General features: G+C 59.6%; 23 protein-coding genes. 17 read left to right on the forward strand and 6 right to left on the reverse strand.

Annotation, left to right across the window (positions count from 1 at the left end; translation table 11 throughout):
* Positions 1–108 precede the first annotated feature (108 nt).
* The 7 genes from GOQ25_RS00165 to GOQ25_RS00195 all read left to right on the forward strand — a co-directional run bounded on the left by GOQ25_RS00165 (position 109) and on the right by GOQ25_RS00195 (position 11508).
* Positions 109–360 (forward strand): hypothetical protein, encoded by a 252-nt coding sequence (locus GOQ25_RS00165; protein WP_160348414.1) that lies wholly within the window; start codon positions 109–111, stop codon positions 358–360.
* 202 nt (positions 361–562) lie between these two features.
* On the forward strand, positions 563–1459 hold the full coding sequence (gene lpxO, locus GOQ25_RS00170; protein WP_160348415.1) for a lipid A hydroxylase LpxO: 897 nt from the start codon (positions 563–565) through the stop codon (positions 1457–1459).
* Between the two features lie 208 nt (positions 1460–1667).
* Complete coding sequence (locus GOQ25_RS00175; protein ID WP_160348416.1) at positions 1668–3908, forward strand: hypothetical protein; 2241 nt, start codon at positions 1668–1670, stop codon at positions 3906–3908.
* 121 nt (positions 3909–4029) lie between these two features.
* Positions 4030–6285 carry a hypothetical protein gene (locus tag GOQ25_RS00180; RefSeq protein WP_160348417.1) on the forward strand — a complete coding sequence of 752 codons (2256 nt, stop codon included), beginning with the start codon at positions 4030–4032 and terminating at the stop codon, positions 6283–6285.
* 133 nt (positions 6286–6418) lie between these two features.
* The gene (locus GOQ25_RS00185; protein WP_160348418.1) at positions 6419–8641 is read left to right on the forward strand and encodes an ankyrin repeat domain-containing protein; all 2223 of its coding nucleotides are present in this window, start codon (positions 6419–6421) and stop codon (positions 8639–8641) included.
* A 229-nt stretch (positions 8642–8870) separates the two neighbouring features.
* Positions 8871–9881 (forward strand): tripartite tricarboxylate transporter substrate binding protein, encoded by a 1011-nt coding sequence (locus GOQ25_RS00190; protein ID WP_236844423.1) that lies wholly within the window; start codon positions 8871–8873, stop codon positions 9879–9881.
* Between the two features lie 25 nt (positions 9882–9906).
* The gene (locus GOQ25_RS00195; protein ID WP_160348419.1) at positions 9907–11508 is read left to right on the forward strand and encodes a gamma-glutamyltransferase family protein; all 1602 of its coding nucleotides are present in this window, start codon (positions 9907–9909) and stop codon (positions 11506–11508) included.
* A gap of 26 nt (positions 11509–11534) precedes the next feature.
* Here GOQ25_RS00195 and GOQ25_RS00200 read toward each other — a convergent pair whose 3' ends face one another.
* The 5 genes from GOQ25_RS00200 to GOQ25_RS00220 all read right to left on the reverse strand — a co-directional run bounded on the left by GOQ25_RS00200 (position 11535) and on the right by GOQ25_RS00220 (position 15660).
* Complete coding sequence (locus GOQ25_RS00200) at positions 11535–12029, reverse strand: MarR family winged helix-turn-helix transcriptional regulator (RefSeq protein ID WP_160348420.1); 495 nt, start codon at positions 12027–12029, stop codon at positions 11535–11537.
* Positions 12030–12093: 64 nt separating this feature from the next.
* The gene (locus tag GOQ25_RS00205; protein ID WP_160348421.1) at positions 12094–13401 is read right to left on the reverse strand and encodes a HipA domain-containing protein; all 1308 of its coding nucleotides are present in this window, start codon (positions 13399–13401) and stop codon (positions 12094–12096) included.
* Positions 13398–13664: a helix-turn-helix transcriptional regulator gene (locus tag GOQ25_RS00210; protein WP_160348422.1), complete on the reverse strand. Its 267-nt coding sequence runs from the start codon at positions 13662–13664 to the stop codon at positions 13398–13400. Before GOQ25_RS00210 ends, GOQ25_RS00205 begins: the two co-directional genes overlap by 4 nt.
* A 220-nt stretch (positions 13665–13884) precedes the next feature.
* Entirely contained in the window at positions 13885–14790 is a 906-nt protein-coding gene (locus GOQ25_RS00215) for a flagellin (protein WP_160348423.1), read from the reverse strand.
* A 114-nt stretch (positions 14791–14904) separates the two neighbouring features.
* Positions 14905–15660 carry an RNA polymerase sigma factor FliA gene (locus tag GOQ25_RS00220; RefSeq protein WP_160348424.1) on the reverse strand — a complete coding sequence of 252 codons (756 nt, stop codon included), beginning with the start codon at positions 15658–15660 and terminating at the stop codon, positions 14905–14907.
* A 272-nt stretch (positions 15661–15932) separates the two neighbouring features.
* Here GOQ25_RS00220 and fliD point away from each other — a divergent pair, with 272 nt between their 5' ends.
* The 5 genes from fliD to GOQ25_RS00245 all read left to right on the forward strand — a co-directional run bounded on the left by fliD (position 15933) and on the right by GOQ25_RS00245 (position 19579).
* Positions 15933–17297, forward strand: a complete 1365-nt coding sequence (fliD, locus tag GOQ25_RS00225) for a flagellar filament capping protein FliD (RefSeq protein WP_160348425.1) — start codon at positions 15933–15935, stop codon at positions 17295–17297.
* Entirely contained in the window at positions 17297–17704 is a 408-nt protein-coding gene (gene fliS / locus GOQ25_RS00230) for a flagellar export chaperone FliS (protein WP_255448201.1), read from the forward strand. The genes fliD and fliS overlap by 1 nt, the downstream gene beginning before the upstream one ends.
* Before the next feature lie 105 nt (positions 17705–17809).
* Positions 17810–18175 carry a flagellar protein FliT gene (locus tag GOQ25_RS00235; protein WP_160348427.1) on the forward strand — a complete coding sequence of 122 codons (366 nt, stop codon included), beginning with the start codon at positions 17810–17812 and terminating at the stop codon, positions 18173–18175.
* Complete coding sequence (locus GOQ25_RS19725) at positions 18172–19314, forward strand: flagellar hook-length control protein FliK (RefSeq protein WP_160348428.1); 1143 nt, start codon at positions 18172–18174, stop codon at positions 19312–19314. Before GOQ25_RS00235 ends, GOQ25_RS19725 begins: the two co-directional genes overlap by 4 nt.
* Positions 19301–19579, forward strand: a complete 279-nt coding sequence (locus GOQ25_RS00245; RefSeq protein WP_160348429.1) for an EscU/YscU/HrcU family type III secretion system export apparatus switch protein — start codon at positions 19301–19303, stop codon at positions 19577–19579. Before GOQ25_RS19725 ends, GOQ25_RS00245 begins: the two co-directional genes overlap by 14 nt.
* A gap of 86 nt (positions 19580–19665) precedes the next feature.
* On the opposite strand, the gene fliE is transcribed toward GOQ25_RS00245, so the two are convergent.
* Entirely contained in the window at positions 19666–20007 is a 342-nt protein-coding gene (gene fliE, locus GOQ25_RS00250; RefSeq protein WP_160348430.1) for a flagellar hook-basal body complex protein FliE, read from the reverse strand.
* A 303-nt stretch (positions 20008–20310) separates the two neighbouring features.
* Between fliE and fliF the strand changes: the two genes are divergently transcribed.
* Genes fliF through fliJ form a run of 5 tightly spaced genes read left to right on the forward strand, consistent with a single transcriptional unit; the run spans position 20311 to position 25533 of the window.
* On the forward strand, positions 20311–21897 hold the full coding sequence (fliF, locus tag GOQ25_RS00255) for a flagellar basal-body MS-ring/collar protein FliF (protein ID WP_160348431.1): 1587 nt from the start codon (positions 20311–20313) through the stop codon (positions 21895–21897).
* Positions 21881–22888 carry a flagellar motor switch protein FliG gene (gene fliG, locus GOQ25_RS00260; protein WP_370519842.1) on the forward strand — a complete coding sequence of 336 codons (1008 nt, stop codon included), beginning with the start codon at positions 21881–21883 and terminating at the stop codon, positions 22886–22888. The genes fliF and fliG overlap by 17 nt, the downstream gene beginning before the upstream one ends.
* Entirely contained in the window at positions 22881–23654 is a 774-nt protein-coding gene (locus GOQ25_RS00265) for a FliH/SctL family protein (protein WP_160348433.1), read from the forward strand. The genes fliG and GOQ25_RS00265 overlap by 8 nt, the downstream gene beginning before the upstream one ends.
* On the forward strand, positions 23654–25090 hold the full coding sequence (gene fliI / locus GOQ25_RS00270) for a flagellar protein export ATPase FliI (protein ID WP_370519849.1): 1437 nt from the start codon (positions 23654–23656) through the stop codon (positions 25088–25090). Before GOQ25_RS00265 ends, fliI begins: the two co-directional genes overlap by 1 nt.
* Positions 25087–25533 carry a flagellar export protein FliJ gene (fliJ, locus tag GOQ25_RS00275; protein ID WP_160355595.1) on the forward strand — a complete coding sequence of 149 codons (447 nt, stop codon included), beginning with the start codon at positions 25087–25089 and terminating at the stop codon, positions 25531–25533. Before fliI ends, fliJ begins: the two co-directional genes overlap by 4 nt.
* The last annotated feature ends 4 nt before the right edge of the window (positions 25534–25537 follow it).

Genomic DNA, 25537 nt, shown 5'->3' on the forward strand with positions numbered 1-25537 from the left:
GGAAACGGTCCGCTTCAGCGAGAAACTCCTCCTTGAACAGTCGTGGGCACGGTACTTGCTGTAGCGTTTCCAGCAATCGTGCTTCATAAAGTTCGAGGAAGAAACATAATGAACATCGCTACAGGAGTTCGCCGTAACGGCTACCGAGTTTTCTGCGACGTGGTTATGGCCACTGAGGGAAGTTTCGCTATACGGGTAGCGACTCGTCCCGAAGGCGCCGGGCCAGTGGGCACCGAACGCGTCTGGCATCCGCCTCACGCTTCGTCCTATTTCGAGCTCGACGAGGCGGAAAAGGCTGCCCATCGGATTCTGCGCCAGGTGAAGGCCGTCGGGCAGAACGGCGAGCCTGTTTACGGATAACCGGCTTCGTAGGGCGCATCGCGCCGGGCGCCCTGGTCGTCAAATCGCCGCCCGCCTGGCCGCTCGAGGCAGGCGACGGAACTTCTTGCTACACCGGTAAAAAATACGTGCATCAAGTTGCGCATTGTTTCCCATCGTCGTAAATTCCCGGCGATTGGTAAACTGACCCCATCGCGTCCGCGATGGGGAACTTGGGTGCATTATGAAATGGTGGATATTGGCGGTATTTGTCGTCTGTGCGCTGGCGGTGCATTTCCGCGGCCGCGTCCGACACCGGTTTTCGCGGCAAGCGCTGGATCATTCCACCTTCACCGCGCCGATCAATTGCTTTATGTACGCGTTTTCGCGCGTACCGAATAAGCCCTATCTGGATCTCGCGGACTTTCCCGAACTGAAGGTGCTGATCGACCGTTGGCAGGAAATCCGCGCCGAGGCCGAGCAGTTGTTCAGCGAGGGTCATATCCGCGCCTCCGACAAATATAACGACGCGGGCTTTAACTCGTTCTTCAAAAGCGGCTGGAAAAGGTTTTATTTGAAATGGTATGGCAGCGATCCCGCCTCGGCCGTCGCGCTGTGCCCGCTCACCACGCGCTTGGTGGCGGATCTGCCCAGCGTCAAGGCCGCCATGTTCGCGGCCTTGCCTCCCGGTAGCCGTCTGCCCCGCCATCGCGACCCCTATGCCGGATCGTTGCGCTTTCACCTGGGGCTGATCACGCCGAATAGCCCGGACTGCTACATCGACGTCGACGGACAGACTTACTACTGGCGCGATGGCGAAGCCGTGATGTTCGATGAGACGTTCATCCACTACGCAGAGAACCGTGCCGATACCAACCGGATTATTCTGTTCGCCGACATCGAACGGCCCATGCGTTACCGCTGGGCGCAAGCGGTCAACCATTTCCTCGGCACCTTGCTGCTGCGTGCCGCGGCCTCGCCAAACCAGGAAGGCGATCGTACCGGCGGCATTAACCGGATATTCGGTACCGTTTACGCGGTGCGACGGTTTGGCAAACGCGTGAAAAAGCGCAGCAAACCCTTGTACTACGCAATGAAGTGGGCATTGGTGTTGGGAATATTGGCACTGATATTTCTCTGATGTGCGCAGCGGACGGCGACAATAAACTAAACAGGTAAGCCTGTAAGAAAGCCCGTCCGCCAGCAACGATACGGCGCATACGCACGGCGCCGTAGCCCTGGGCGAAGTACCTTCGTCCTATTTCACGGAAGGCTTCAAAAAGTGGCACGGTGGGTATGTTGTATTGGAGTCCCGCACGGCTTTACGCCCGCTTTTTCGGAGACTTTCAATGGAGCCCACCCGTTCAACGACGACGAATTCCGCTAGTCGCCAGCCTTTACTCCCGCAGCAGAACCATGCGCCAACTCGCTCCCTGGAAGGTCGGGCGCTAGGCTTAATCATTAACGGGACGATCGACGAATTCAGGGATTTTGTTGCACAGACATCGCCCGATATTCCAGGCCTGCGCTTCAATAGGCGAAACTGCCTACATGAGGCGCTTATATACGAACGGACAGACATTGCACTGTTTCTACTCGATCCCGCCAATGGTTGGGCGCAGAGTCTAGTCGACCACAAAGATGACTGGGAAATGACACCACTGCACTATGCAGTGACGCGCCCCGAACACACCGGGTCCGAGTTGATCGATGCACTGCTGCACGCGACCAAGGACGACCTTTCCAAAATACTGGCAATGTGCGTCGTGCACGATAAGCACGAATTATTTAGCGAACGATTAATCGCGGCCAAGGCAAATCCCTCCTACGCTTTGGCCCTGCTGTACAACAAACCCGTACTGCCAACGGGGCACGGGCGCGAAGCGGTGTGCTTTCTCAGCCGCTACAACATTGACCACGCGTTGATGTTTAAGTATGCAGTAGCTAACCGTCTGTCCCGAACAATAAAGCTAATGACGCTTCTAGGCCATAACTGGTCAGAACGACTCACGCAAGCCGCCGCGGAAGGGGACATGAACGCCCTGCGGTTGTTGATCAGTACTGACATCGACTATACACAAGTATTGACGAGGCTGATCCCAGCCTGCCATGGCCAACCCCATCCTGACACGCCCAGTAACCGGGCCGTCGATTGTCTTATCAACGCGCGAAAAGAAATGGCTCAACCGCCGACGGGGGAAAAACAGGCGCTGTTGTGGTTCGCCAAGTGCGGTATGCCTGGGGCGCTGCAGGAATTGGCAAAACGCGAGCCTCTTGCTCCAATGCTGCGGCTGCGTGATATCGCGCACTGCTCAGTTGAAACGATTAAATCGCTCATATCAGTAAACGCGCTTCCCGATGATGCCCTGGATACGCTGATTCGTGACGGGAATGTTGTCCAGGCCAAAAAACTGGTTGCAGCCGGCGCGCCCACGGCGGCGCTATTAAAAAAAATTCAAGCCGTGCATCCCTATGCGCATTTGAATTGGCCCAATGTCATCGCAGCCCGTTTGCTGATTCTCGCCGGAGTCGATCCAGAACGCCTCAACAAAGATTATCTCTTCGAATATCAGAGGCTGGCGCATTCCGTGGGTGAGTCGGATCCCACCAGAGGGCAAGCATGGATTGCCGACTTCCCCTCAAACTTCAATGCTCCGGTAAAAAAACTCGACGTACTAGCCGCGCTTCTTAACGAGCCGACAAATACAAGCCACGCGTTAGCGCGCCTGAGGACTCTGATTGAATTGAATCTGCCTGGGGAGGCATCTGCATTCCTTAAATGCGGCTTGAATGCCGGCCAAGCGCTCAAGGCAGCAGTGAGCGCAACGCCACCCGACTGGTCGATGGCACAGAGCTTGATCGAGGCTGCTGCCGCCATTTGCTATAGCGACGAGTTCACAGTCGCCTACCGACACGCCAACCTCGGCCGAGACGACGCCTTGGGTCGAAACACGCTTCAAAACCAGGTGCTGTTAGAGTTAACGCTCGCGGACCAATGGGACCTGGTCCAGAAGATGGTGCCTCGACTCACCGACGGATCGTGGGCTGTCTTGGAATGTGTCCTCAGGGGCGACGCTGTGCGCGCGAAGCAGCTGGACAATGCCGGGGCAGACAGCTGTAGCGCATTCGTCCTCGCGCTAATGACGGCGCGCTTCGAAGCCGCAGCGACACTCATGTCATGGGCCTCGCACAAGGCCAACGAAATGCAACAGCGGATGTTGAGGTCCACACTCGATAGCGATCTCAAAGCATTGGTTCGAGACGCCTTTATCGTCAGCGGCGCTCAAATCACCTCAATACTGAAGGATGTCATCAGTCGCGGAGACGAGATAACCGCGGCACAACTTCTGCGACAGCGTCCGGAGGCAGGGACATTTATCTTAGAGGAGCTCACAAGGGGATTACCCAACGATGACAAGCGAGCAACGTTGCAATTCTTGCTGAAAGTGGGCTTGGACTACAAACCTATCGTCACTGAATTATCTCGGGACCGGAAAAACCAGCCCAACACCAGCAGGTTGCAGACCCTGGCCGCGCTCGGAATCCCGCACGCGCTTGACGGCTTGAAACGAAAAATCGCCAAGCACTGATCAGTCTCTGCCCAGGCGAAGTGCATTCGTCCTATTCCACCGAACGCTGCAAGCGCCGCGTGGTGGGTATGTTGTATTGGAGTCCCGCAAGGCTTTACGCCGGCTTTTTCGGAGACTGCGAATGATACCCGCCCGATCTACAACAAAGAATTCTGCTGATTGCCAGCTTTTACTGGCGCTACGCAATGATGCGACAACGAACCCCCTGGCAACTCAGGCAGCCGACTTGATTGGCCGAAGGGCGGCGAAACAATTTCGGAGTTTCGCGGCCGGGATATCGGCCGATCTCCCGGCCCTTCGTTTCAATCGGCAAGACAATTGCCTGCATAAGGCCATCGCATGCCGAAGCATGGACATCGTGTCCTTTCTGCTCGATCCCGTAAATGGCTGGGCGCAGCGTTTGGTCAATCATCGAGATATTGCGGGCAGAACGCCGCTGCGGTGTGCGGTAGAGACGCCGTGGGCACTCGGTCCTGAGTTGGTCGATGCCCTGCTCAATGCCGGGGCCGAAGATAATCTTTCTGAAATGCTGGCGCATTGCGTCATGCGCAAGGATCACGAACCGATCAGCAAACGATTGATCGCGGCCAACGCGCACCCATCCTACGCCATGGCCTGGCTCTACAACCAACCCATACATTGCCGCGAGCATGCGCGCGAGGCGATGTCCTTTCTCAGAAGCCAGGGATTCGACAACGCACCGATATTTAAATACGCAATAGAGCACCGGCTGCATCGCGCAGTAGCGCTAATGACGCTTCTCGGCCATGACTGGTCCGGACAGTTTACGCGAGCAGCCTGGGAACGTGACGAAGGTACCGTGCAGTTCATGCTCCGGAGTGGGATGGACTACTCAGGGGTAATAACCAAACTGATAACAGACGGTTCTGTGCCAAATAATTCCGGCTCAAAGACCTTCATAACGCTGGCGTTCATTCACGTCGAGCGACGCAACCTGAAGCTTCCCCCCACGTGGGAAAAAGAAGCACTGTTCTGGTTCGACCGGCGCGGCATGTCCACGGCGGTGAGTAAATTGGGACAGTGGGCGCCATATCTCTCACTGAGCCTGCGCGAAATCGCGCGGTGTTCTGTCGCCACGATTGATGAGCTCCTAGAACAGCATGTGGTACCTAAGGACTCTCTGGAGGAGTTGATTCGTACCGGGCATCTAGTCCAGGCGAGAAGACTTGTGGCAGCCGGGGTACCCACCGCACCTACAATGGACAAGCTGCCGGCCGACGTTAACCCGAAAGCGAGGCGGTACAACGTCGCGGCGGCACGCTTACTGGTTCTCGCTGGCGCCGATCCTCAGCTACTTACGCGCCGCGTCGCGGATCCGGGGGCTTACCAGGAATATCGGCAGATCAAAGAGCGTGTGCGTCGGATGACGCCATCAGACGTCGGTATATCGCTGGCCTTGTTCCCCTGGGAGAAACGGGCCGGTGCGGCCATATTCGACGAACTCGCCATGATACTGGACAAGCCGGAAAATGTGCCCGAGGCATTAGCGATGCTCAAAGCTTTGGTCGAGCTGGGAAGACCGCGGGCGGCCGCGACAATTATCAACTGCGGACTGAACGCCGCCGAAGCGCTTAAAGAGACCGTCAGCGTCGCGGAACCAGACTGGACGTTGGCTGACAGCCTGGTTCGGGCGGCTAACGCCAATACCTATCCAGATGAGGTCAACAACCGGGGCCAAGGCGACGGCTTTGACCGATATGACGAGTTCGGCCGACACGCTTTTCAAAACAAGGTCTTGTTGGAGTTAACGCTGCAGGACAAATGGGACGTGGTCAAAAAATTCATACCGCGACTGACAGACGGATCTTGGGCGGTCCTGGAGTGCGTGCTGAGGCAGGACGCTGAGCGAGTGAAACGGTTGCACGATGCCGGGGCAGATATCATCGGCGCGTTCATCATCGCGATCAAAACCAAGCGATACGAAGCCGCCGCCAGAGTCATGGCATATGCGCCCTTTAGCCTGGATAACGCAAGACTGCGAGCATTGCATGCATTGACGCTTCCTAATGACATCGCACTGGCTGAAGACGTCCTGATGCTGCGCGGCATCGATCTCACCTTGAGGCTGCAGGACGCTGTCCGACTGAAAGATGAAAAAACCGCAAAACAGTTGTTGCAACAACATCCAGAAGCCGGGATAACCATCCTGGAGGTGCTGAGCCGTGGAGCATCCAGCCCCGCCGAGAGCGCGACGCTGCAGTTTCTGCTGGACGCCGGCCTAGACCCGAGCCCTCTGGTAGAGGAACTGGCTCGGGACCGGGAGGACATCGCGAACATGACCCGGTTGCGCAACTTGGATGCGCTCGGGCTGATGGCCGCGCGTAACGCGTTAAAGCAAAAAATATTCAAGCCCTGATACTGGCGCCGATATTTCGCTGACCGGGCGAATGGCATTCGTCCTATTCTTTCGAAGGCCCCAAACGTCGCGTAGTGGGCGTGTTGTATTGGAGCCCCGCAAGGCTTTACGCCCGCTTCTTTGGAAACTCGCAATGATCCCCCGCCGCTTTGTAAAGAAACCTGCTAATTTTCGGCCGGCACTGAAAGACCAGCAGGCTTCGCCCCCTAACAACCTGACCACTCAGAAAGCCCAGGAAAACCAGGCAGCCGACTTGATTGCCAAAGGGGCGACAGAACAATTCCAGCGCTTCGCGACGGGAACATTGTCCAGTATCCCCGCACTCCGCTTCGATCACAAAGAAAACTGCCTGCATAAGGCGATCGCCGGCGGACACATGGCCATCGCGCGCTTTTTGCTCGATCCCAACAATGGCTGGGCAACGAGTTTAGTCAATCACCGGGATATTCATGGAAGAACTCCGCTTCGATATGCCGTGGAGGCGCCCTCGCGAATCAGTGTCGACTTGATCGATAATTTATTAAGCGCCGGGGCCAAGGATGACCTGTCTGAAATGCTCGCGCATTGCGTCATGCAAGCAAGCCATGAGCGGATCAGTGAACGACTGATCGCGGCCGATGCAAAACCATCCTATGCCATGGCCCGGCTATACAACCTACCCATGCAGTCCCGCGCGCATGTGCACGAAGCGGTTACCTTTCTAGGCAGTCGGGGAATTGACAATGCATTGATGTTTCAATATGCGATCGCTCAGCGTATGCACCGGGCGGTAGAGTTGATGGCGCTCGTGGGCCACAACTGGTCCGAACAGCTGATGCTAGCAGCCGAGAGGCTGGATTCAAGCACCGTGCAGTTCTTGCTGCAAAGCGGCGTGGACTACGCAAGCGTACTGACGAAGCTGATCACGAACCAACCCGGGTGGTACGGACCTGATTCGGCTAGGACTTATGCCCTCGCTTCACTTAGCAAAGGTCGAGAAGATTCCAAATTGCCCCCAAGGTGGGAAAGAGAAGCGCTGTTTTGGTTCGACCAGCGCGGTATGTCTACGGCTGTACGGAAATTGCGTCAATGGAATCCTAGCACCCCGCTGAGTCTGCGCGATATCGCGCAGTGCTCTGTTCACACGATAAAAGAACTCCAGAAACTTGGCGTAGTGCCCGAACATGCGCTGGAAACCGTGGTCCATCACGGCAATCTGGCACTGGCACAAAAACTCGTGGCAGCCGGCGTACCTACCGCCGCACTACTGGAACGGCTGCAGAACGACTCCGATCCCGCACGGAGATTGAGCAACGCCAAAGCGGTGCGACTCCTGGTTCTCGCTGGAGCCGATGCCAACTTGCTTGACGATGACCAGCGCCAAGGCTTTCGGAAGCTAATCCAGAGGGTCAGTCAGTCGAGCGGCGACGACATCGTCAGACGGATGATTAACGCTGCGAATGAAAGCGCTGCCGATGAACTAAGCATGCTCATTCACGACCCGAAAAATACGGATATGGCGGTGAGGGCCCTCAAGACTCTGGTCGACTTAGAGCGGCCACGTGTGGCCGCGATGCTTATTACATGCGGCCTGGACGCCGCCGAGGCACTCATAGCGACAGTGAGCGTAGCGGAACCGAACTGGTGGCAGGCCAAGGGTTTGATTCAGGCCAGTGAAGCCATTAGATACCCAGACGAGTCTGAAGCCGATCTACTCACCGACGATCCCGAAAGACACTCGCTTCAGAACCAAGTGTTGTTCGCGTTGACGCTGAGGGACCAATGGGATCTGGCCGCGAAATTCATACCCAACCTGACCTGCGGATCATGGGCGCTGCTGGAGTCCGCCCTCAGGCACGACGCCGAGCGCGCGAAACGGTTGCATGAAATCGGCGCGGATATCTGTCGTGCGTTTTTCATCGCGCTACAAACCAAACGATACGAAGCCGCCGCGCGGCTGATGTCATGGATGCCCTACAAGGTTTATGATGCACAGCTGCGGGCGTACAAGGCACTCACCGAGCCCTATGTCCGTGCACTGGCTCAAGATTGCCTGATGTTACGCGGTGCCAACATCACCGCGACGCTGCTGCTGACCGCCCACTTGGGGCTGGAGGAAGCAACAAGACGGCTACTGAGTCAGCATCCGGAGGCGGGCAAGAATGCCTTAATGGAATTGAGTGGTAACCCGCCTCGCGACGACGTCAGCGCGAAGTTGCAATTCCTGTTGAAAGCGGGCCTGGATCCGTATCCGGTGGTATTCGAACTAGCAACCAACCCCTTTAACGCCACCAATTTGACAAGACTAAACAATCTTGCCGCACTCGGGCTCACGGCCGCGCGTGACGCGCTGCAAGGAAACATACTCAAACCCTGACGGGCGTCGCCCGTCCCCGCACGGATCGGTGCTGATTGTGCGTCTGTGGCAGCAGAAATGCCGCCTGCCGGTCGGCGCCACCACACGACGACGTGCGGAAAAGAACGTGCCACCTCGCCGTCAATCTAGTTGACGTAGCAACTATCTCATCGATATGATCCGCTCCACGGGCCACCATAGAAGCGGCGCGAGTCCTGCAGCCGCCGGGCCCTTTGCCCAGGAGCGATCGATGACGAGTCTGACCGGCGTTACCCCTGTTTTGCGTAAACTGCTTCAATGTGTGGTGGGCTTTGGACTGGCGGCCGGTATGGCGCCGGCTATGGCCCAGGCGCCAGGCGCCCAGGCCGATTTTCCGGCCAAGCCCGTAAAACTGATCGTCCCCGCCCCGCCCGGCGGTGCGGGGGACACCTCGGCGCGTGCGATTGCGCGACACATGTCGCAGACGCTGAATCAGCAAGTCATCGTCGAGAACAAGCCCGGCGCGGCGACGACCATCGGCTACAAGAATCTGGCGAATGCCGCGCCCGATGGCTACACCATCGGCCTGGTCCCGCTGGCGGGCGTGGCGATTGCCAGCGTGACCTATAAGGACCTGCCGGATATCGAACGCGATTTCTCGGCCGTGGCCGGCATGGCCGACGCACCGCATATGCTGGTCGTCCCGCCGTCGCTGGGCGTGAAGTCCGTCAAAGAACTGGTGGAACTGCTGAAAAGCCGTCCCGGCCACTATCACTACGCGTCGCAGGGAGCCGGATCGTTGTCCCATATCGAGTCAGCAGTGTTTCTGGACGGCGCTGGCGTGTCGGCATCGCATGTCCCGTACAAAGGCAGTTCCGAAGCGATACCCGGATTGATCACCGGTGAAACAAGCATGATGTTCGACAGCGTTTCGTCGGTGCTACCCCATGTTCGCGCCGGCAAGCTGGTGCCCCTGGCCACCGCGGCCAGCAACCGCGTGCCGCAGTTGCCCGACGTCCCCACCATGGCTGAGCTCGGCTATGACCTGAAGGCCGACAACGCTTTCGTGCTGCTGGCGCCGGCCAATACCCCGCCCGCGAACCTCAATGTGCTGACCGACGCCGTGCGTCAAGCCGTCGCCAACGACGAGGTGATCGCCACCTTGCAGAACAACGGCATTGTGGCCCGCTTCACCGCCCCCGAAGAACTGCGCCCGCAGCTCGCGAAAGAATTCGCCCTGTGGCCGAATCTCGCGAAAAAGCTGGGAACCGCATCCAACTAAGCCGATATTTACTTCAGGAATCAGCATGGCTTCATTTAACGGCTCGCAATGGGCCTTTCCCTACACCTCGCAACGCATGCCGGTGCTGGCTGAAAACGTCGCGTGCACGGAACAGCCCTTAGCCACGCAGGCCGCGCTGCAGGCCCTGGCTGCCGGCGGCAACGCGGTCGATGCCGCGGTGGCCGCCGGCATCGCGATGACAGTGGTCGCCCCGTGCATGAACGGCATCGGTGGGGATTTGTTCGCCATTATTTGGGATGGCGAACAATTGCACGGCCTGAATGCTTCCGGGCGCTCGCCGCAGGCTTGGACGCCGGAGTATTTTTCTAAATACGATCAGATGCCGTCGCGCGGGTGGGATTCGGTGACGGTGCCTGGCGCCGTCTCGGGCTGGGTGGCGCTATCCAAGCGATTTGGCAAGTTGCCTTTCGCAGATTTGTTCAAAGCCGCGATCCGCTATGCGCGGGATGGCTACATCGTGACACCGATCGCCAGCCGCCAGTGGGAAACCCAGATCGCCGATATCAAACACATTCCCGGATTCGTCGAGGCCTTTGCGCCCGGCGGCCATGCACCGGCCCCCGGCCAGCGTTACATCTGCCCCGGCCAGGCCGCTACCCTGGAGGAAATCGCCCGCAGCGAAGGCGAGTCGTTCTACCGTGGCGCTTTGGCGGACCGCATAGCGGCCTATGCCCAGGCAACAGGCGGCGCCCTCACCCGTGCCGATCTGGAAGCGCATGAGGTCGATTGGGTGCAGCCGATCTCGCAGCGTTATCAGGACATCGAGCTACACGAAATCGGCCCCAACGGCCAAGGCATTGGCGCGCTGATGGCGCTGGGCATGCTCGACGCCTTCGGCGCACCGGGTCTGCCGGTCGATTCCACGGAGTACTTCCATGCGCAGATCGAAGCCATGAAGCTGGCGTTGGCGGACATGCATCGTTATGTCGCCGACCCCCGCTATATGCATGAAGTCGATGCCCAGGCGCTGTTGAATCCGGCGTATCTGGCGTCGCGGGCGCAAGAAATCGACCCGGCACAAGCCCGCTACCCCGGTCCCGGGCTGCCATTAAAAGGCGGCACCACCTATCTGACCACGGCCGATGCCAGCGGCATGATGGTGTCGTTCATTCAGTCCAACTTCAAAGGCTTCGGCTCGGGGTTGGTCGTGCCCGGCACGGGTATCGCGCTGCATAATCGGGGCTGGGGCTTCAATCTGCTGCCTGGTCATCCTAACCAGGTCGGCCCGCGCAAGCGTCCGTTCCACACCATCATCCCCGGCTTCTTGATGCGCGATGGCAAGCCGCTGATGAGCTTTGGCGTGATGGGCGGATCCTTGCAGGCGCAAGGTCACATGCAGGTGACCGCGCGCATCGCACACGGCCAAAACCCACAAGCCGTGATCGATGCGCCGCGCTGGCGCATTCTGGAAGACAACGTCACTGTGCTGGTGGAATGGAACTTCCCGAGCGATGTGGTTGCCGCCCTGCGCGAAAAGGGCCACAAAATCGAAGTGGCGCCCCGTTTCTCTGACGAGTTCGGCGGATCGCAGGCGATTGCCCGTTTGGTGGATGGCTACCTGGGCGCGTCGGACCACCGCAAGGACGGTCACGCCGGTGGCTGGTGATTGACGCCGGCGTACGATGAGCGGGCTCAGCCCCGCTGATCGTGCGCTTCTTGCAGCATCACCTCGGCCTGCTGAATCAGCGTTTGCAGGGCTTTATCGAAGGTTTGCAACTGAGTTCGGCTCAGGCAGCTGGCCAGGCGCTCTTGCCGGGCCAGGCTAAGCGGCATGCCGCGCTTGAATTTCTCCCGCCCTGCCGCGGTCAGGCGTACCAGTACGCGGCGCCCGTCGGTCGGGCTGGCGCCGGTGGCCACGAGCTTCTTTTCGAGCAACTCGGCCACCGCGCGGCTGACTTGGCTTTTGTCATATCGGCAAAAATCGGCGATGTCTTGTACCGATTGCGGCCCGCGCGTGGCGATGCAGAGCACCACGCGCCATTGACGAACGGATAGGCCCAGGTCCGATTCCAGAATCACCTCGATGCCACGATTCAGCAGCTGACTCAGCGTCAGCACGCGATAGGCCAGCAACTGGGTCGGATCGATCTCGGGGTCTTCCGGTTTCTTGGTGCGAGATGCCGCCATGGTGTCTCCAACATTGATTGACGGGGAAATGATACAGGGAATGGCTTGCGGCCTCGCGATGTGATCACGCCAAGCGCTGCACCATGGTTTTAATGACGGAATGAATGATGGTCCGCAAGCAGCGAGCCTCGCCCGCCATCGTCGCCGCGAGCTCGGGTTGCGCCGCGATGAGGCGGGTATTCTCGGCTTGCGTCTCCGCGTAGAGGGCTTCGCTTTCGGGCAGCACCTTGCGCACCAGACTATCCATAATGCGTTGCGCCGTGCCTCGATTCAGATGCAACGCCGCTCCGGCCTCCAACAATAATTTTCGGTCTACCTGTGCAAACTGACGGACATCCAGCAGGGGCCATGCCAGCTGCGTCGTGTCGGGCCAGCCGGTCTTGTCGAATGCCGGCGTGTCGTAGGCGGCGACGCTGAGCAGATCGTAGAACGGCGCCAGCTGCACCCCATCGTGCGAGACGAGAAAGCTCAGGTTCTTAAGGTGGGCATCGGCATTGCCGACCAGCACATTGAACACCAGCCATCCATAGAGCCGGGCGCGCGCGACGGCGGGACTTCTACATGCGGCGGCCAAAGCGGCGAGGTTCTCCACGCGTCCTTCGGAATACTTGAAGCTGCGGTCCAAGCCCAGCAGTTGGCACGCGTCGATCGCATGGCGCCGGTGCCAGCCGTGTGTGTCCGCGACGCGATCGAACCGATCGATCAGATACACCGGTGATGGCACGTAGCGCCGATGCACGTCGGGCACGACGAGACCAAGGCGACGGGCCAGACGCATGACGAACCATTCGTTAATGACCGAATGCGCATAGTCTTCGTCCGGGTGGTCTGGCTTGAGGATATGCGTTGATGGCGTGGCACCCGCAGGTTCGTACAACGCGTCGTCACGAAGCACCACCGCCAGCTTGTGCTGGGCGCCCGCGAGTGACATGCGTTTGACGGCGCCTTGGGTCAAGGGGATTTTCGGTAGATGGCGGATGCGGGTGTACAGGGCATCATCCGATAGCGGGCGCAAGGGTTCGGGAGCATCCTGCGTGCGTCCGGGCGGCAATAAGGTCAGCGATCCCGCGGATTCGGCGCCGTACGAGGCCAGTAGTCCAAACGCATCGGCCGCCTGCAGCCGTGCGTCTTGCGCGAGGAGTATGCGCTGTCCTTCCTCGGGTAGCAGGTTATCGAAGTACCACTGCACAGGACGCACGGAGGCGCCATCGACGATGGCGTCGAACGACAGAGGAAGGTGCGGGCTTAACGGGAAGTGACGGGGATCATCGAGCCATGCGCGGGCGTAGCGAAACGACCAGAGGCCGTTGACTTCCTCCAGGGTGCCGACCTCGTGCTGGTCGATCGAGGCGATCAGCGATCGCGCCGTCACGGTTGTTTCCCGGTGTTAATCGCGCCGTCTAGCTCTGCGGCGACGGCGTCGGGCACGTCGACGATGACCCGCACGCCCAGGCCCTCGAGAACCTGGAATAGCTTGCCCCATTGAACCGAGTCGCTGCCGCGCTCGACTTTTCCGAGGAAGTTTTCGCTGACGCCTATACTGCCTGCGGCGTCATCCTGACGAATTTTTTGCACCTTGCGGGTGGCGCGGATGATGGCGCCGATGGTGGCGGCGTTGGGGATCGTTATCTGCATGGCATCCTCACGTTCGTGAGGATTTTGCTTGATTGCGTGGGATCATGCAAGAAAATCCTTATGAACGTAAGGATTACGGGTTCCCCGCGACGGTTTTGCGCCGAGTCCGCGCGTTCATAAGGATTTTCTACGATAGGAAACAAAAACCGCCACTCCGGCGGAGATGGCGGTTCTAATCGTTCTATGGAAGGGCGCATGACGCCCTTCACGCCGCAGGGGATTAACGCAGCAGCGACAGAACGCCTTGCGGCACTTGGTTGGCCTGGGCCAGAACCGAGGTACCCGCTTGTTGCAGGATCTGAGCGCGCGTCATGTTCGACACTTCGACGGCGTAGTCGGCGTCTTCGATACGCGAACGAGCTGCGGACAGGTTGTTGACGGTGTTGTTCAACGTAGAAATCGTCGATTGGAAACGGTTCTGTACCGCACCCAGGTTGCTGCGCGTGGCATCCACCTTCGAGATCGCTGCGTCAAGCGTGGCGAGCGGGTCGGTAGTACCCGTTTGCGCGGTACCGGCGGCGTCCTCGAAATCGGCCACGATGAAGCCGGCAATCCCCAGGCTGGCGGTATCGGCAGCGCTGATCTCAACGGAGATGACCTCGGTATCGTTCGCGCCGACTTGGATGGAGAACTTGGACTTTTCCGTAGCGGCGGTACCAGCCTGATCGACAAAACCCGTGTCCGCATCATAGGTGGTCAGCGTCGCGTCGCTCTTGAGCAAGCTCTTGCCGTTAAACGACGTGGTGTCGGCCACGCGATCGATTTCTTGCAAGCGTTGGTTGACTTCGTCCTGGATAGACTGCAGATCCGCATCGGTGTTGGTGCCGTTCTGTGCTTGCACAGTCAGTTCACGAATCCGTTGCAAGTTGTCGGTGATTTGGTTCAGCGAACCTTCAGCGGTCTGCGCGAGCGAAATACCATCGTTTGCGTTACGAGCGGCTTGCGCCATGCCCTTGACTTGCGCGGTCATGCGGTTCGCAATCGCTTGACCCGCAGCGTCATCCTTGGCGCTGTTGATGCGCAGGCCCGAGGACAAGCGCTCGATGGCGCTGCCCAATGCCGAAGCCGAGCGGTTCAGGTTGGTCTGCGAGTTCAGCGCCAGAATATTGGTATTGATAACGGCCATGGTGGGCTCCAGAAAAATTTTTGGACTACATCCGAAAGCCTCAAGATTCAGGCTTCAAGGAGGTTATCGTCGGCAGCCAAAAAATGTTTAGGGAACCGTTGAATTATTTTTCGCTCAACAAACCAGCGAGAGCGCCGTCTCTTCTGGCATCGCAGTCCAATGCATCTCGTTTAACGCGGCGCGCAGGCGCAATACTGCCTGCGTCTTTATCTGAGATATACGCCCGCGGCTCAGGTTCAAGACCTCGCTGATTTCGGCGAAGTTGAGATCTTGCTCGTAGGCCAGATGCAGCACCAGCTTTTCTTTTTCTGGCAGGCTCGCGATAGCCTGTGCCAGGCAGTGCCGGAACTCCCCTCCTAGCAGCGCATCCAACGGCGTGGCATCTTCGCTGACCAGACTATCGAGCATGCCGCCATGCGCCATGCTCGAATCGGTATGCCCGCCAGCGAGGTCCTCGTAATGCACCAGCTGAATACCTTGGGCCTCATCGAGCAGACTATGAAAGTCCTCGGTGTTGATCCCAAGATGCTCGGCGATCTCCTGCTCGGTCGCGCTACGCCCCAACTCTTGTTCGAGTGACTGCATCGCGGCTTCGATCTGCCGCGAGCGAGCCCGCGCGCTGCGTGGCAGCCAGTCCTGCCGGCGCAGCTCGTCGAGCATCGAGCCATTGATGCGGGTGATCGCATAACTGGTAAATTGCGCGCCCCTGCCCTTCTCGTATTTTTTCGCGGCATCGAGCAGCCCCATCATGCCGGACTGGATCAGATCGTCGAGCTCGACATTGGCGGGCAGTTTGGTCGCCAGTTTCAGGGCGAGCCGACGAACAAGCGGCGCGTGCTCCTGGATGAGCGCTTCGGTGGGCGATGTCATGCTTGGATGAGACTCGTGTATACCGGCGAGCATTATCGGGCGAGTGTCAGGGGGCTTTCTGGCAGAGCTAAGCCCTAATTGGCCGGCAATTCGCGCGATTACACCCACTGTCCGGATAGCCCGGGCTAAATTTTTCCAAAGCCATGCCGTAATCAAGAAATAGCGCCGAATACGCGCGAACTGAATCTATGAATTGGCATGCTAATTGACTGCTTTCGTGTCGATCATGCTTGATGCGCCCGCGAGAAAATTCCAACTGTTAGGAGAACTTCATGGCTATTTCATCGATCGGCGTGGGCTCGAATCTGCCTCTGGCGGAACTGCTGGACAACTTGCGCACCAGCGAGGAGTCCAAACTGACCGTGATCACCACCCGGCAAGATAGCGTCAACGCGAGAATTACCGCTTATGGCCAGTTGAAGAACGAACTGACGTACATGAGCACCGCGGCCAAGACACTGTCGGCAGACGCCTTCGACAGTATGAAGACGACCGTCGTCGGCTCGGACTTCACGGCTACGGCGACTACCGGCGCGCTGGCTGGCGACTATCGCATCAAGGTAAACGCCCTGGCCACCGCGCAATCGCTGGTGATGACGGGTCAAGCCAGCCGTACAGAAGCCATCGGCTCGGGCGGCAAAATCAGTTTCACAATAGATGGCCAGAGCAAGGAGCTCGACTTGGCCGCCACCGGCACGTCGCTAAACGATATCGTCGCGGCCATCAACGGCCAGGAGAATCTGGGCGTACGGGCCACGATCTTAAATAACGGTTCCGACACCCCCTACCAGCTGATCCTTACCAGCACAAAAACAGGCTCGGACGCGGCAGTGACGAACATTTCAGTCAGCGGCAACACGGCACTCGATGCGTTGATGCAATTTGGCTCCGCGGGCTCTACCGTCACGGAATCGGCCGCCTCCAATGCGTCGCTGGAAATCAATGGGGTGGACATCTCATCGCAAAGCAATACCGTAACGAACGTCTTGGACGGGGTCACGCTTGTCTTGAAAGGTACAAGCGAAACCACGAACTCACTGAGCGTATCGGGCGACGCCCAGGGCGTTAAAGACGCGATCAAGACCTTTATTGACCGCTATAACGACGTACTGAAGAAAATCAAGCAAGTCACAGCGTACGATGTGGAGAGCCAGACCACGAGCGCGCTAACTGGCGACTCACTTGCCCGCAAGATTCAAGGCCGCATGAGCGACATTCTGAACAATACGTCCAGTGCGGGTGCGTTCAGCATGTTGTCGCAGATTGGAATCCGCACCGACCCTTCATCCGGGCAACTTAAGATTGATGACGCTGTCCTTAATAAGGCGATGCTCGAAAAACCGGCGGACGTGCAGGCCTTGTTCCGCGGGGAATCCGGTGTGGCCGCCAGAGCGATAGACGTCGCCGATTCCTTTACCGACGCCAAGGCGGGTCTGCTGGTGACCGCCTCGGAAGGCGCGTCAAAGCAGCTGAAAGATCTGGAACGCCAATACACCAGTGCACAGGCCCGCATTGACGCGCAAGTCGAAGTCTATCGCAAGCAATTCGCGGCAATGGACGCACTGGTCGCGCAGATGAACACAACGAGTTCCTATCTCACTCAACAACTTTCTCTCCTCGGAACTAGCGGATCATGATGACGACCCCGCTCCGCGGCTCACGCCGGTTAGCCCAATCGTATGCTACGGTGGGGTTGGAAACGTCCGTCCGAAGCGCCTCGCCCGTGAAACTGATCAGCATGCTGTTTGATGCAGCCCGCTCATCCGTCACCAAGGCCCGGTTTCACCTCGAGGCGGGGCAGGTGGGCGAGCGAGGCGCAGCCATATCAAAAGCGCTGGACATCATTCTGCAGGGTCTGAAGGCAAGCGTCGACGAGTCGCAAGGTGAAGTCGCCAGAAGCCTTATCCTCAGCTATGACCTCATGGCCCATCACCTGCTGTTGGCGAATGTGCAAGCCAACGCGGAACATCTCAATACTGTGCTCGCGATGTTGGATGATCTGTCTAGCGCCTGGAACGCGGCGACGGGCCAACTGCAGGCATAACCCCAACATCAGGCACGCATCAAAGCGTCTACATAATCAAAACGAAGGCCGACTATTAAGAACCAACAACCAAGTCAGGCCCCCGAGACTCGCACCCCGACCCCTATGCCAACCACTTCCGCCTCCCTATCTGAAAGCTCCGTCATCGCGATCTATCAACAGATCGTCACCATCACGGGTGCGATGCGCATCGCTGCGCAAGACCAGGATTGGGACCACCTGATAGAACTGGGTCAAGCCTATTACAACACCGTGGAAACATTGCGCGGCATCCCGGCGGCACAGCTCGCAACTCTGCAAAACCGGGAGGATCGCGCGCAACTATTGCGGCAGATACTGAACAATGATGCCGCGGTACGCGACCTGGCTATGCCAGGCTTGGCTCGACTGGGCCAAATGCTGGTCCAGCTAAATAAGCAAAAGTGCATGTTGCGGGCTTACGGTACTCCTTCCGGAAGCATGCTGCAGTGAAACTATCCGGCCTCAATACCTTGCTCGTGCAGCGTATTGAGTCCGCGCTCGGCATTCCCCTAGCCGCACATACGCAGCTGGCGAAGGCCGGACGCGGGCGCGCGATACCGCCCGCCTCAGCCGCCTCTACGGTACCTGCCAACGAATCCAGCACGGCGAAGCTTGCCTTTGCGCAAACAATTGTGGCCAAGCAGCCGGGGCAAGCCAACGCTCCCGCGCGCTATCTGACCCATATCATGCGCCCCCCCGCTCCCACCTCTATAAAGCTGGCATCCGCCGATGTCGCTCAGTCTGCGCTCGAAACGCAGTCGGCCAAGACGCACTTGAGCACGGTGGGACGCACACTGCTCCCGCTGATCGACGGGTTTCCGCATGGCGCGGGGCCTGTGACCCAGGCACAACCCTTATTCGTCACCGCCGTGCTGTCCTTGCGCGCGCAGGCGGTTGCGACCGCCGTGGTCGAGCCAGAGGTGCAAACGCAAGCGAGCAAACCGCCCGCGAACCAGACGCCTGCCCCATTCATCATGCCGGCGTCCATAGACAATGCAGCCCAAGCGAGCTTTCTCAAGCCGCTTTCGTCCGCGCTGACTCAGGCCTTGATGGTCGTACTGAAGGGGCAAATCGTTCAGTCGGGGTTGTTCTACGAATCGCATCTGTTAGAGCAGCTGCAAGCCGGCTCGACCCATCTCACGCCTCTAGAGGATGAGCCGCAGCACCGACACCCATTACCCGAGGCTGATGACCTCGAGGTACGTGAGGAGTTGCGCCCGCTGGTGCGTCAACAACTCGACCTGCTCGCCGGGCAGCCTATTCAATGGCAAGGACAGGTCTGGCCCGGCGCAACCATGCGGTGGGAAATTTTCGTACCGCCCACCGAGCGCGACGACAAGACTCAACGTCAGGAGCCGGACACAGAAGAACGCACGTGCCGCACCCGTATCGATTTGGAGTTGCCGACGCTGGGCGCAGTATCGGCCCGAATCCGAATCGCTGGCCCGCACGTAGATATTCATCTGGATGTGACCGACGAGGGTGCGATACTCGCAGAGCGTCTTTCTACGCTGCGCGAAACGCTGGAATCCGCGGGAATGCGCCCGGGTGACATTACTCTGAAACGCGTGGATCATGACGACGCCTGACCGACGAAAAGCAGTCGCCCTGCAATATGAAGCGGGACAAGCCGCACCCAAGGCCATCGCCAAAGGCAACGGCGCCGTGGCCGAAAGCATCATCCGCATTGCGCGCGACAACGGCGTGTTCGTGCATCAGTCGCCAGAATTGGTCAGTTTGCTGATGCAGCTGGATCTGGACCAACAAATACCAGAATCGCTCTATGCCGTCATCGCGGAGCTGTTGGCCTGGGTTTATGCCATCGACGCCCAGCAAGAGCGGCAGGACGACTAAACGACCGGCCTGGCCGCCAGAGCCGCCCCGGCGCGATCAGCCCGGGCCATGCCAGAAGCCATGGGCGTCACATTGGACGCGATGCCTTACAGCGGCATACTGGCGATCGTCTGATACGCCGACACCAACTTGTTTCTGACCTGAACCAGCGATTGAAAGCCCAGACTGGCCTTTTGCATATCGATCATCACGTCGTTCAAGGTCACGCCGGGCGTACCCAGCTCGAAGTGGCGCGCTTGCGTCGTGGCGTGATTCTGCGCGGCGGACACGCGTTCGACAGCCAGTTTGAATTCGGCCGCAAAGCCCGGTGCCGCGGTGCCGGTCACATCGTCGGTGCGCTGCATGGATAGCGGGCGCGGCGCGGCCATGGAGGCCACTTGATTCATCTGGTAAAGGACAGACTGGATGGAGGCGATCGGAGCAGACATATCCAACTTAGCGGTTCGGAGACAGCCTGCACTGTACTGCCGGTGCGTGTTTTCCATTGCGTTCAACAGCCCGGGAAAGTGCGCCTTCTTCCAGCTTTTATCCGCTTCATCCGCTCGCCGCGGCGATTTTAGCGATGGCGAGAGAAAGGCATGAAAAGGCACTAAAAAGCCGCTTTACTCCGGCCTTGGGAAATTAGACCGCCACCGCATAATGCCCGCTCACTGACCACCGCTGTGCAGTATGTCTGACCCCAACCAGAATTTGAACTCGGCCATTGGCGCCCCCGGCCGCGGGAGCGCACGATGAGTCGTTTCCAGGAACTGACTGAACGTTTTCCCGTCCTCAAGCGGGTGGCGGAGCTGTCTCGGCCCGTGCAGCTGGCCGGCGCGTCGGCGTTGGTGGCCCTGTTTGTGGGCGCGGCGATCGCGTTCAGTTCGCCTGACTATAAGGTACTGTTCTCTAACCTGGGTGATAAGGACGGAGGCGCGATCGTATCCGCCCTGGACAAACTGCAGGTCCCCCATCGGTTCTCGGACAACGGCGGCGCGATACTCGTGCCGGCCGATAAAGTGCATGAAGCGCGCATGAAGCTAGCCGAACAAGGCCTGCCGCAGGGTGGCAATGTCGGCTTCGAGCTCATGGAAAGCCCGAAGTTCGGCGCCAGCCAGTTCGCCGAACAGGTGACTTATCAACGCGCCATCGAAGGCGAACTGGCCCGCTCGATCGAAGCCATGACCTCGGTTGAGACGACGCGCGTGCATTTGGCTATCCCCAAGCAAACGCTGTTTGTTCGCGAACGCAAGCAACCGACCGCGTCGGTACTGCTCACGCTGTCTCCGGGCCGCATGCTGGGCGACGGCCAGATCGCCGCCATCGCCTGGCTGGTGGCCTCCAGCGTGCCGGACCTGACGCCAGAGAATGTCTCGATCGTCGATCAAACCGGCCGCCTACTGTCGTCCAAGGCATCACTAGGAGGCTTGGGCGCCAACGAGACGCATCTGCGCTATACCAGCGAACTGGAACAGCGCACCGCGTCGCGCGTGTTGTCGATCCTCACGCCTATCGTGGGCGCGGGCAACGTTCACACCGAGGTCAGCGCATTGTTGGACTTCAGCGTGCGCGAGCAGACGTCCGAAACCTATCGCCCCAATCAAAAGCCTGAACTCGCCGCCGTTCGCAGCGAGCAGACCAACAATTCGGCACAGCGTGGCGTACTGCCCGCCATGGGCGTGCCCGGTGCGTTGGCCAACGAACCCCCGCCCGCGCCGGCGGCCGCCGTCGTGGCGCCGCAGAATCAACAAAACGCGGACACGCAAGAGCGTGGGCCTAGCAGTACCAATATGAGCTCGACCGTCAATTACGAGGTCGACCGCACCATCAGCCACATCAAGGAATCCGTCGGTCAAATCAAACGCCTGTCGGTAGCCGTCGTCGTCAACTATCGCACCGACGAAGAAGGCAAGCTGCAACCGCTGGACGCCACCGAGATCGAGCAGATACAGCATCTGGTCAAAGAAGCTATCGGTTATTCCGAGACGCGCGGCGACACGCTGAAGGTCGCGAATGTTCCGTTCAATAACGTAGAGCCCGCGCTGCCGGTTTGGAAAGACCCGTTCTATCTGGATCTGGCTCGCACCGCCGCGCAATACCTGGCCCTGGCGCTGTTGCTGGCGTTCCTGTGGTTCAAGATCGTCAAGCCGCTCATGCGCGCTCGTGACGAGGCAATCGCCCCCTTGCCCGCGGTCGAGATCACCCCCGCGCCCGCAGAGACCCAAAAACAGATCGACTCGTATGAGGACAATCTGAACGCTATCCGCGAAATCGCCAAGCAAGATCCCCGCGCGGTCAGCATGGTGATCCGCAACTGGATCAATGACAATGATGAGTAAGTCCGACTCGCTAAGGAAAGCCGCCATTCTGATGGTGGCGCTGGGAGAAGAATGCGCGGCCGAGGTGGTCAAACATCTCAATAGCGACGAGGTGCAGCGCCTGGGCACGGCCATGGCCACCATGAAGCAAGTCACGCGCTCGGAAGTCAATCAAGTCATGGAAGAGTTCCGCACCGACGCGGAACAGTTCCTGTCGGTGAGCCTGGGATCGGCAAGCTACATCCGCGACATCCTGACGCGCGCCATGGGGCCGGATCGCGCCGCCGGCATTCTGGAAGACATTCTGGAAAGCGGCAATGCGGTCAACGGCATCGACGCGCTCAATTCGCTGGAGCCAACCGCGATCGTGGAGCTGATCAGCGAGGAACATCCGCAGATCATCGCCACCATCCTCGTGCACCTGGACCGGGACCGCGCCTCGGGCGTGCTGACCTTGCTGTCCGAGCGTTTGCGCAACGACGTGATCCTGCGGATCGCGACCTTTGGTGGCGTGCAGCCTTCGGCCCTGTATGAGCTGACGGACGTATTGAACGGCGTCCTATCGGGCCAGAGCGCCAAGCGCAGCAAGCTGGGCGGTGTACGCACCGCAGCGGAGATCCTCAATGCCATGAACGGCACCGAGGAAGCCAAGGTGTTGGCCGTGCTGCGCGAACGCGATGCGGAGCTGGCGCAGCGCATCCAGGACGAGATGTTCGTGTTCGAGAACCTCGCCGATCTGGAAGACGCCGCGATCCAAATGATTCTGCGCGACGTGGATGGCTCCATCTGGCCCATCGCGCTCAAGGGCGCCAAGGAAGAAGTCGTCAATCGCATCCTGGGCAATATGTCCCTGCGTCAAGCGCAGATGATTCGCGAAGACCTGGCAGAACAAGGGCCGATCCGCTTGTCCATCGTCGAGGCAGAGCAGAAGAAGGTACTGGAAGTCGCGCGCCGCCTCGCCGACGAGGGCAAGATCCTGCTGCACAGCGCGGGAGATGACTCGTATGTATAAGCGTCCCACGCCTCTTTTTAAACCCGTCACGCCACCGCCGACCGTGTTGTCTGACCGGTCGATCGACTGGTCGCGCTGGACCATGGCGCCGATTGCGCGCCATGAAGAAGAGGCGGAACGCGCCGAGCAAGCCCGTGATCACGAGCTTGAACAGCAAGCGATCCGTCAGCGGGAACAAGAGCAAGAGCTGGCCCGGCTACGCGAACAAGCCCGCCAGGAAGGCTACGCCGCCGGGCGGGAACAAGGCCTGGCCGAGGGGCGTGAGCAAGGCCGTGCCGAGGGTCACGCCGAAGGCTATGCCGCCGGCATGGCAAGCGCTACCGATATTCAGCAGCAAACCGCGCAACAGCTCATGGCCCTGTTGGACGCGGCCCAGCAGGAAATCGTAGACCTGCGCGAGGAAATCGGCCAGTCGTTGATCGCAATGGGCGTGCGTATCGCAAGCCATATCGTCGGTCTGCAGCTGGCTGATCCGGGTCCCAGTCTGCTGGCCACCGTGCGTCACATACTGTCCCAGCACGAAGGGTGCAACGGCACGATCACCTTTTACCTGAACGACGCCGACCTTGCGCTACTGCGCCCGTTCGTTCAATCCGAACAAGGCGAAATGCAAGTGCGTCTGGTCGCCGCCGCCGATTTGAGTCGCGGCGACATCAAGGCGCGTACTGCTTATGGCGATATCGACGCCACGCTGAAAACCCGCTGGGATGCCGCCATGGCGTCCATCGGGCTGCAAGCGCCCCCGCCTGCTATTGACGCCGCATGATGACCGGGCAGCCAGTCAGCTCCCTGGCGCGTTGGCAGGCGCAGCTGAGCCTGGCGGCCGATCGCGTGGAAAAAACGCCGTTGTCCCGGGCGACCGGACGCATCACCAAGGCTACCGGCCTCGTACTGGAAGCCACGGGGCTCGAACTGGCGGTCGGCGCCACCTGTAAAGTGGAGATGGGCCCGGATCAATGGATCCTGGCCGAGGTGGTGGGTTTTCACGACGAGACGCTGTACTTGATGCCGCAAGCCAATATCGCCGGTTTGCCTAAGAAAAGCCGCGTCATGCTGGCAGATTCCGCACTGTCGCCGCGCGTGCCCTTGCCGGACACGGATCAGCCCGCGCCGGCCTCCGCGCCCGACCGTGGACAGGCGCTGCCCGTGGGCTGGTCGCTGCTGGGCCGCGTGGTCGATGCCAATGGCAAGCCGCTGGATGGTCTGGGCCTTTTCGATCAGGCGCAGGCGGCCTCGCTCAGCGCCGAGACGATCAATCCGCTCGATCGGGCACCGATCTCCTCCGTGCTCGACGTCGGGGTACGGGCGATTAATGGTCTTTTGACGGTTGGGCTGGGCCAGCGTATGGGTCTGTTTGCAGGCTCGGGCGTGGGCAAATCGGTGTTGCTGGGCATGATGGCCCGGTATACGAAGGCCGATGTGGTGGTGGTCGGCCTGATCGGCGAACGGGGCCGCGAGGTCAAGGAGTTCATCGAACAAAACCTGGGCAAAGACGGGTTGGCCCACTCGGTCGTCGTCGCCGCGCCCGCCGACGTGTCGCCCCTGCTGCGCCTGCAAGGCGCGGTGTATGCCACGCGTTTGGCGGAGTTTTTCCGTGACGAAGGCAAGAATGTGCTGCTCATCATGGATTCGCTTACCCGCTACGCGATGGCGCAGCGCGAGATCGCGCTGGCGATCGGCGAGCCGCCCGCGACCAAGGGCTATCCTCCATCGGTATTCGCCAAGCTGCCCGCCCTGGTAGAGCGCACCGGGATGGGTGCGAGCGTCAACGGTCGCCCGGCGGGTTCGATTACCGCGTTCTATACCGTCCTGACCGAAGGCGACGACCAGCAAGACCCGATCGCCGATTCCGCGCGCGCCATTCTGGATGGTCATATCGTGCTGTCGCGCAGTTTGGCGGAATCGGGCCATTACCCCGCCATCGACATCGAGGCATCGATCTCGCGCGTGATGTTCGCCATCGTGCAGAAGGAACAGTTCAAACACGTCCACCGGTTCAAGCAACTGTTTTCCAGCTATCAGCGCAACCGCGATCTGGTGGCCGTGGGTGCCTACGTGCCCGGCAGCGATGCGCAGATCGACATGGCGATCGAGAAATATCCGTTCCTGGAGGCCTACCTGCGTCAGGACATCGACGAGCGGGTATCGGCCGACCAAGCCGCGCGTGAGCTGGCCAGCTTGTTTGCGGGAGTTCAACGATGAGTCAGGCGGTACCCTTTCAGATCTTGCATGACCTGGCGCAGAAAGCCATGGATGAGGCCTTCAAGGCAATCGGCCAGGCGATGGCCCGCCAGCGCTCGGCTGAAGAACAGCTGATCAAACTGCAGGAATACCGGCACGATTACTTGCGCAACCTGCAGCAGGCCATGCATGACGGCATCACGTCGTCCCAGTGCCAGAACACGCAGCGCTTTATCTCCACGCTGGACGACGCAATCGCCAAACAGTCCGGCGTGCTGGGTCAGATCCAGAAGCAGGTCGCGCAGGCGCGCGAGCGCTGGATGACCGAGCGGCGCAAGGTGGCGTCGATGCAGGCGCTCATCGAGCGCGACGCGAAACGTCAAATTCTGGTGCAAGCCAAGCTCGAACAAAAAGCCAACGACGAGTATGCAGCCCGCTCGCATCGTCGCCTACAACTCGCATAACTCC

Origin of the sequence: Bordetella sp. 15P40C-2 (assembly GCF_009763235.1) — a bacterium.
GTDB lineage: Bacteria > Pseudomonadota > Gammaproteobacteria > Burkholderiales > Burkholderiaceae_B > Bordetella_A.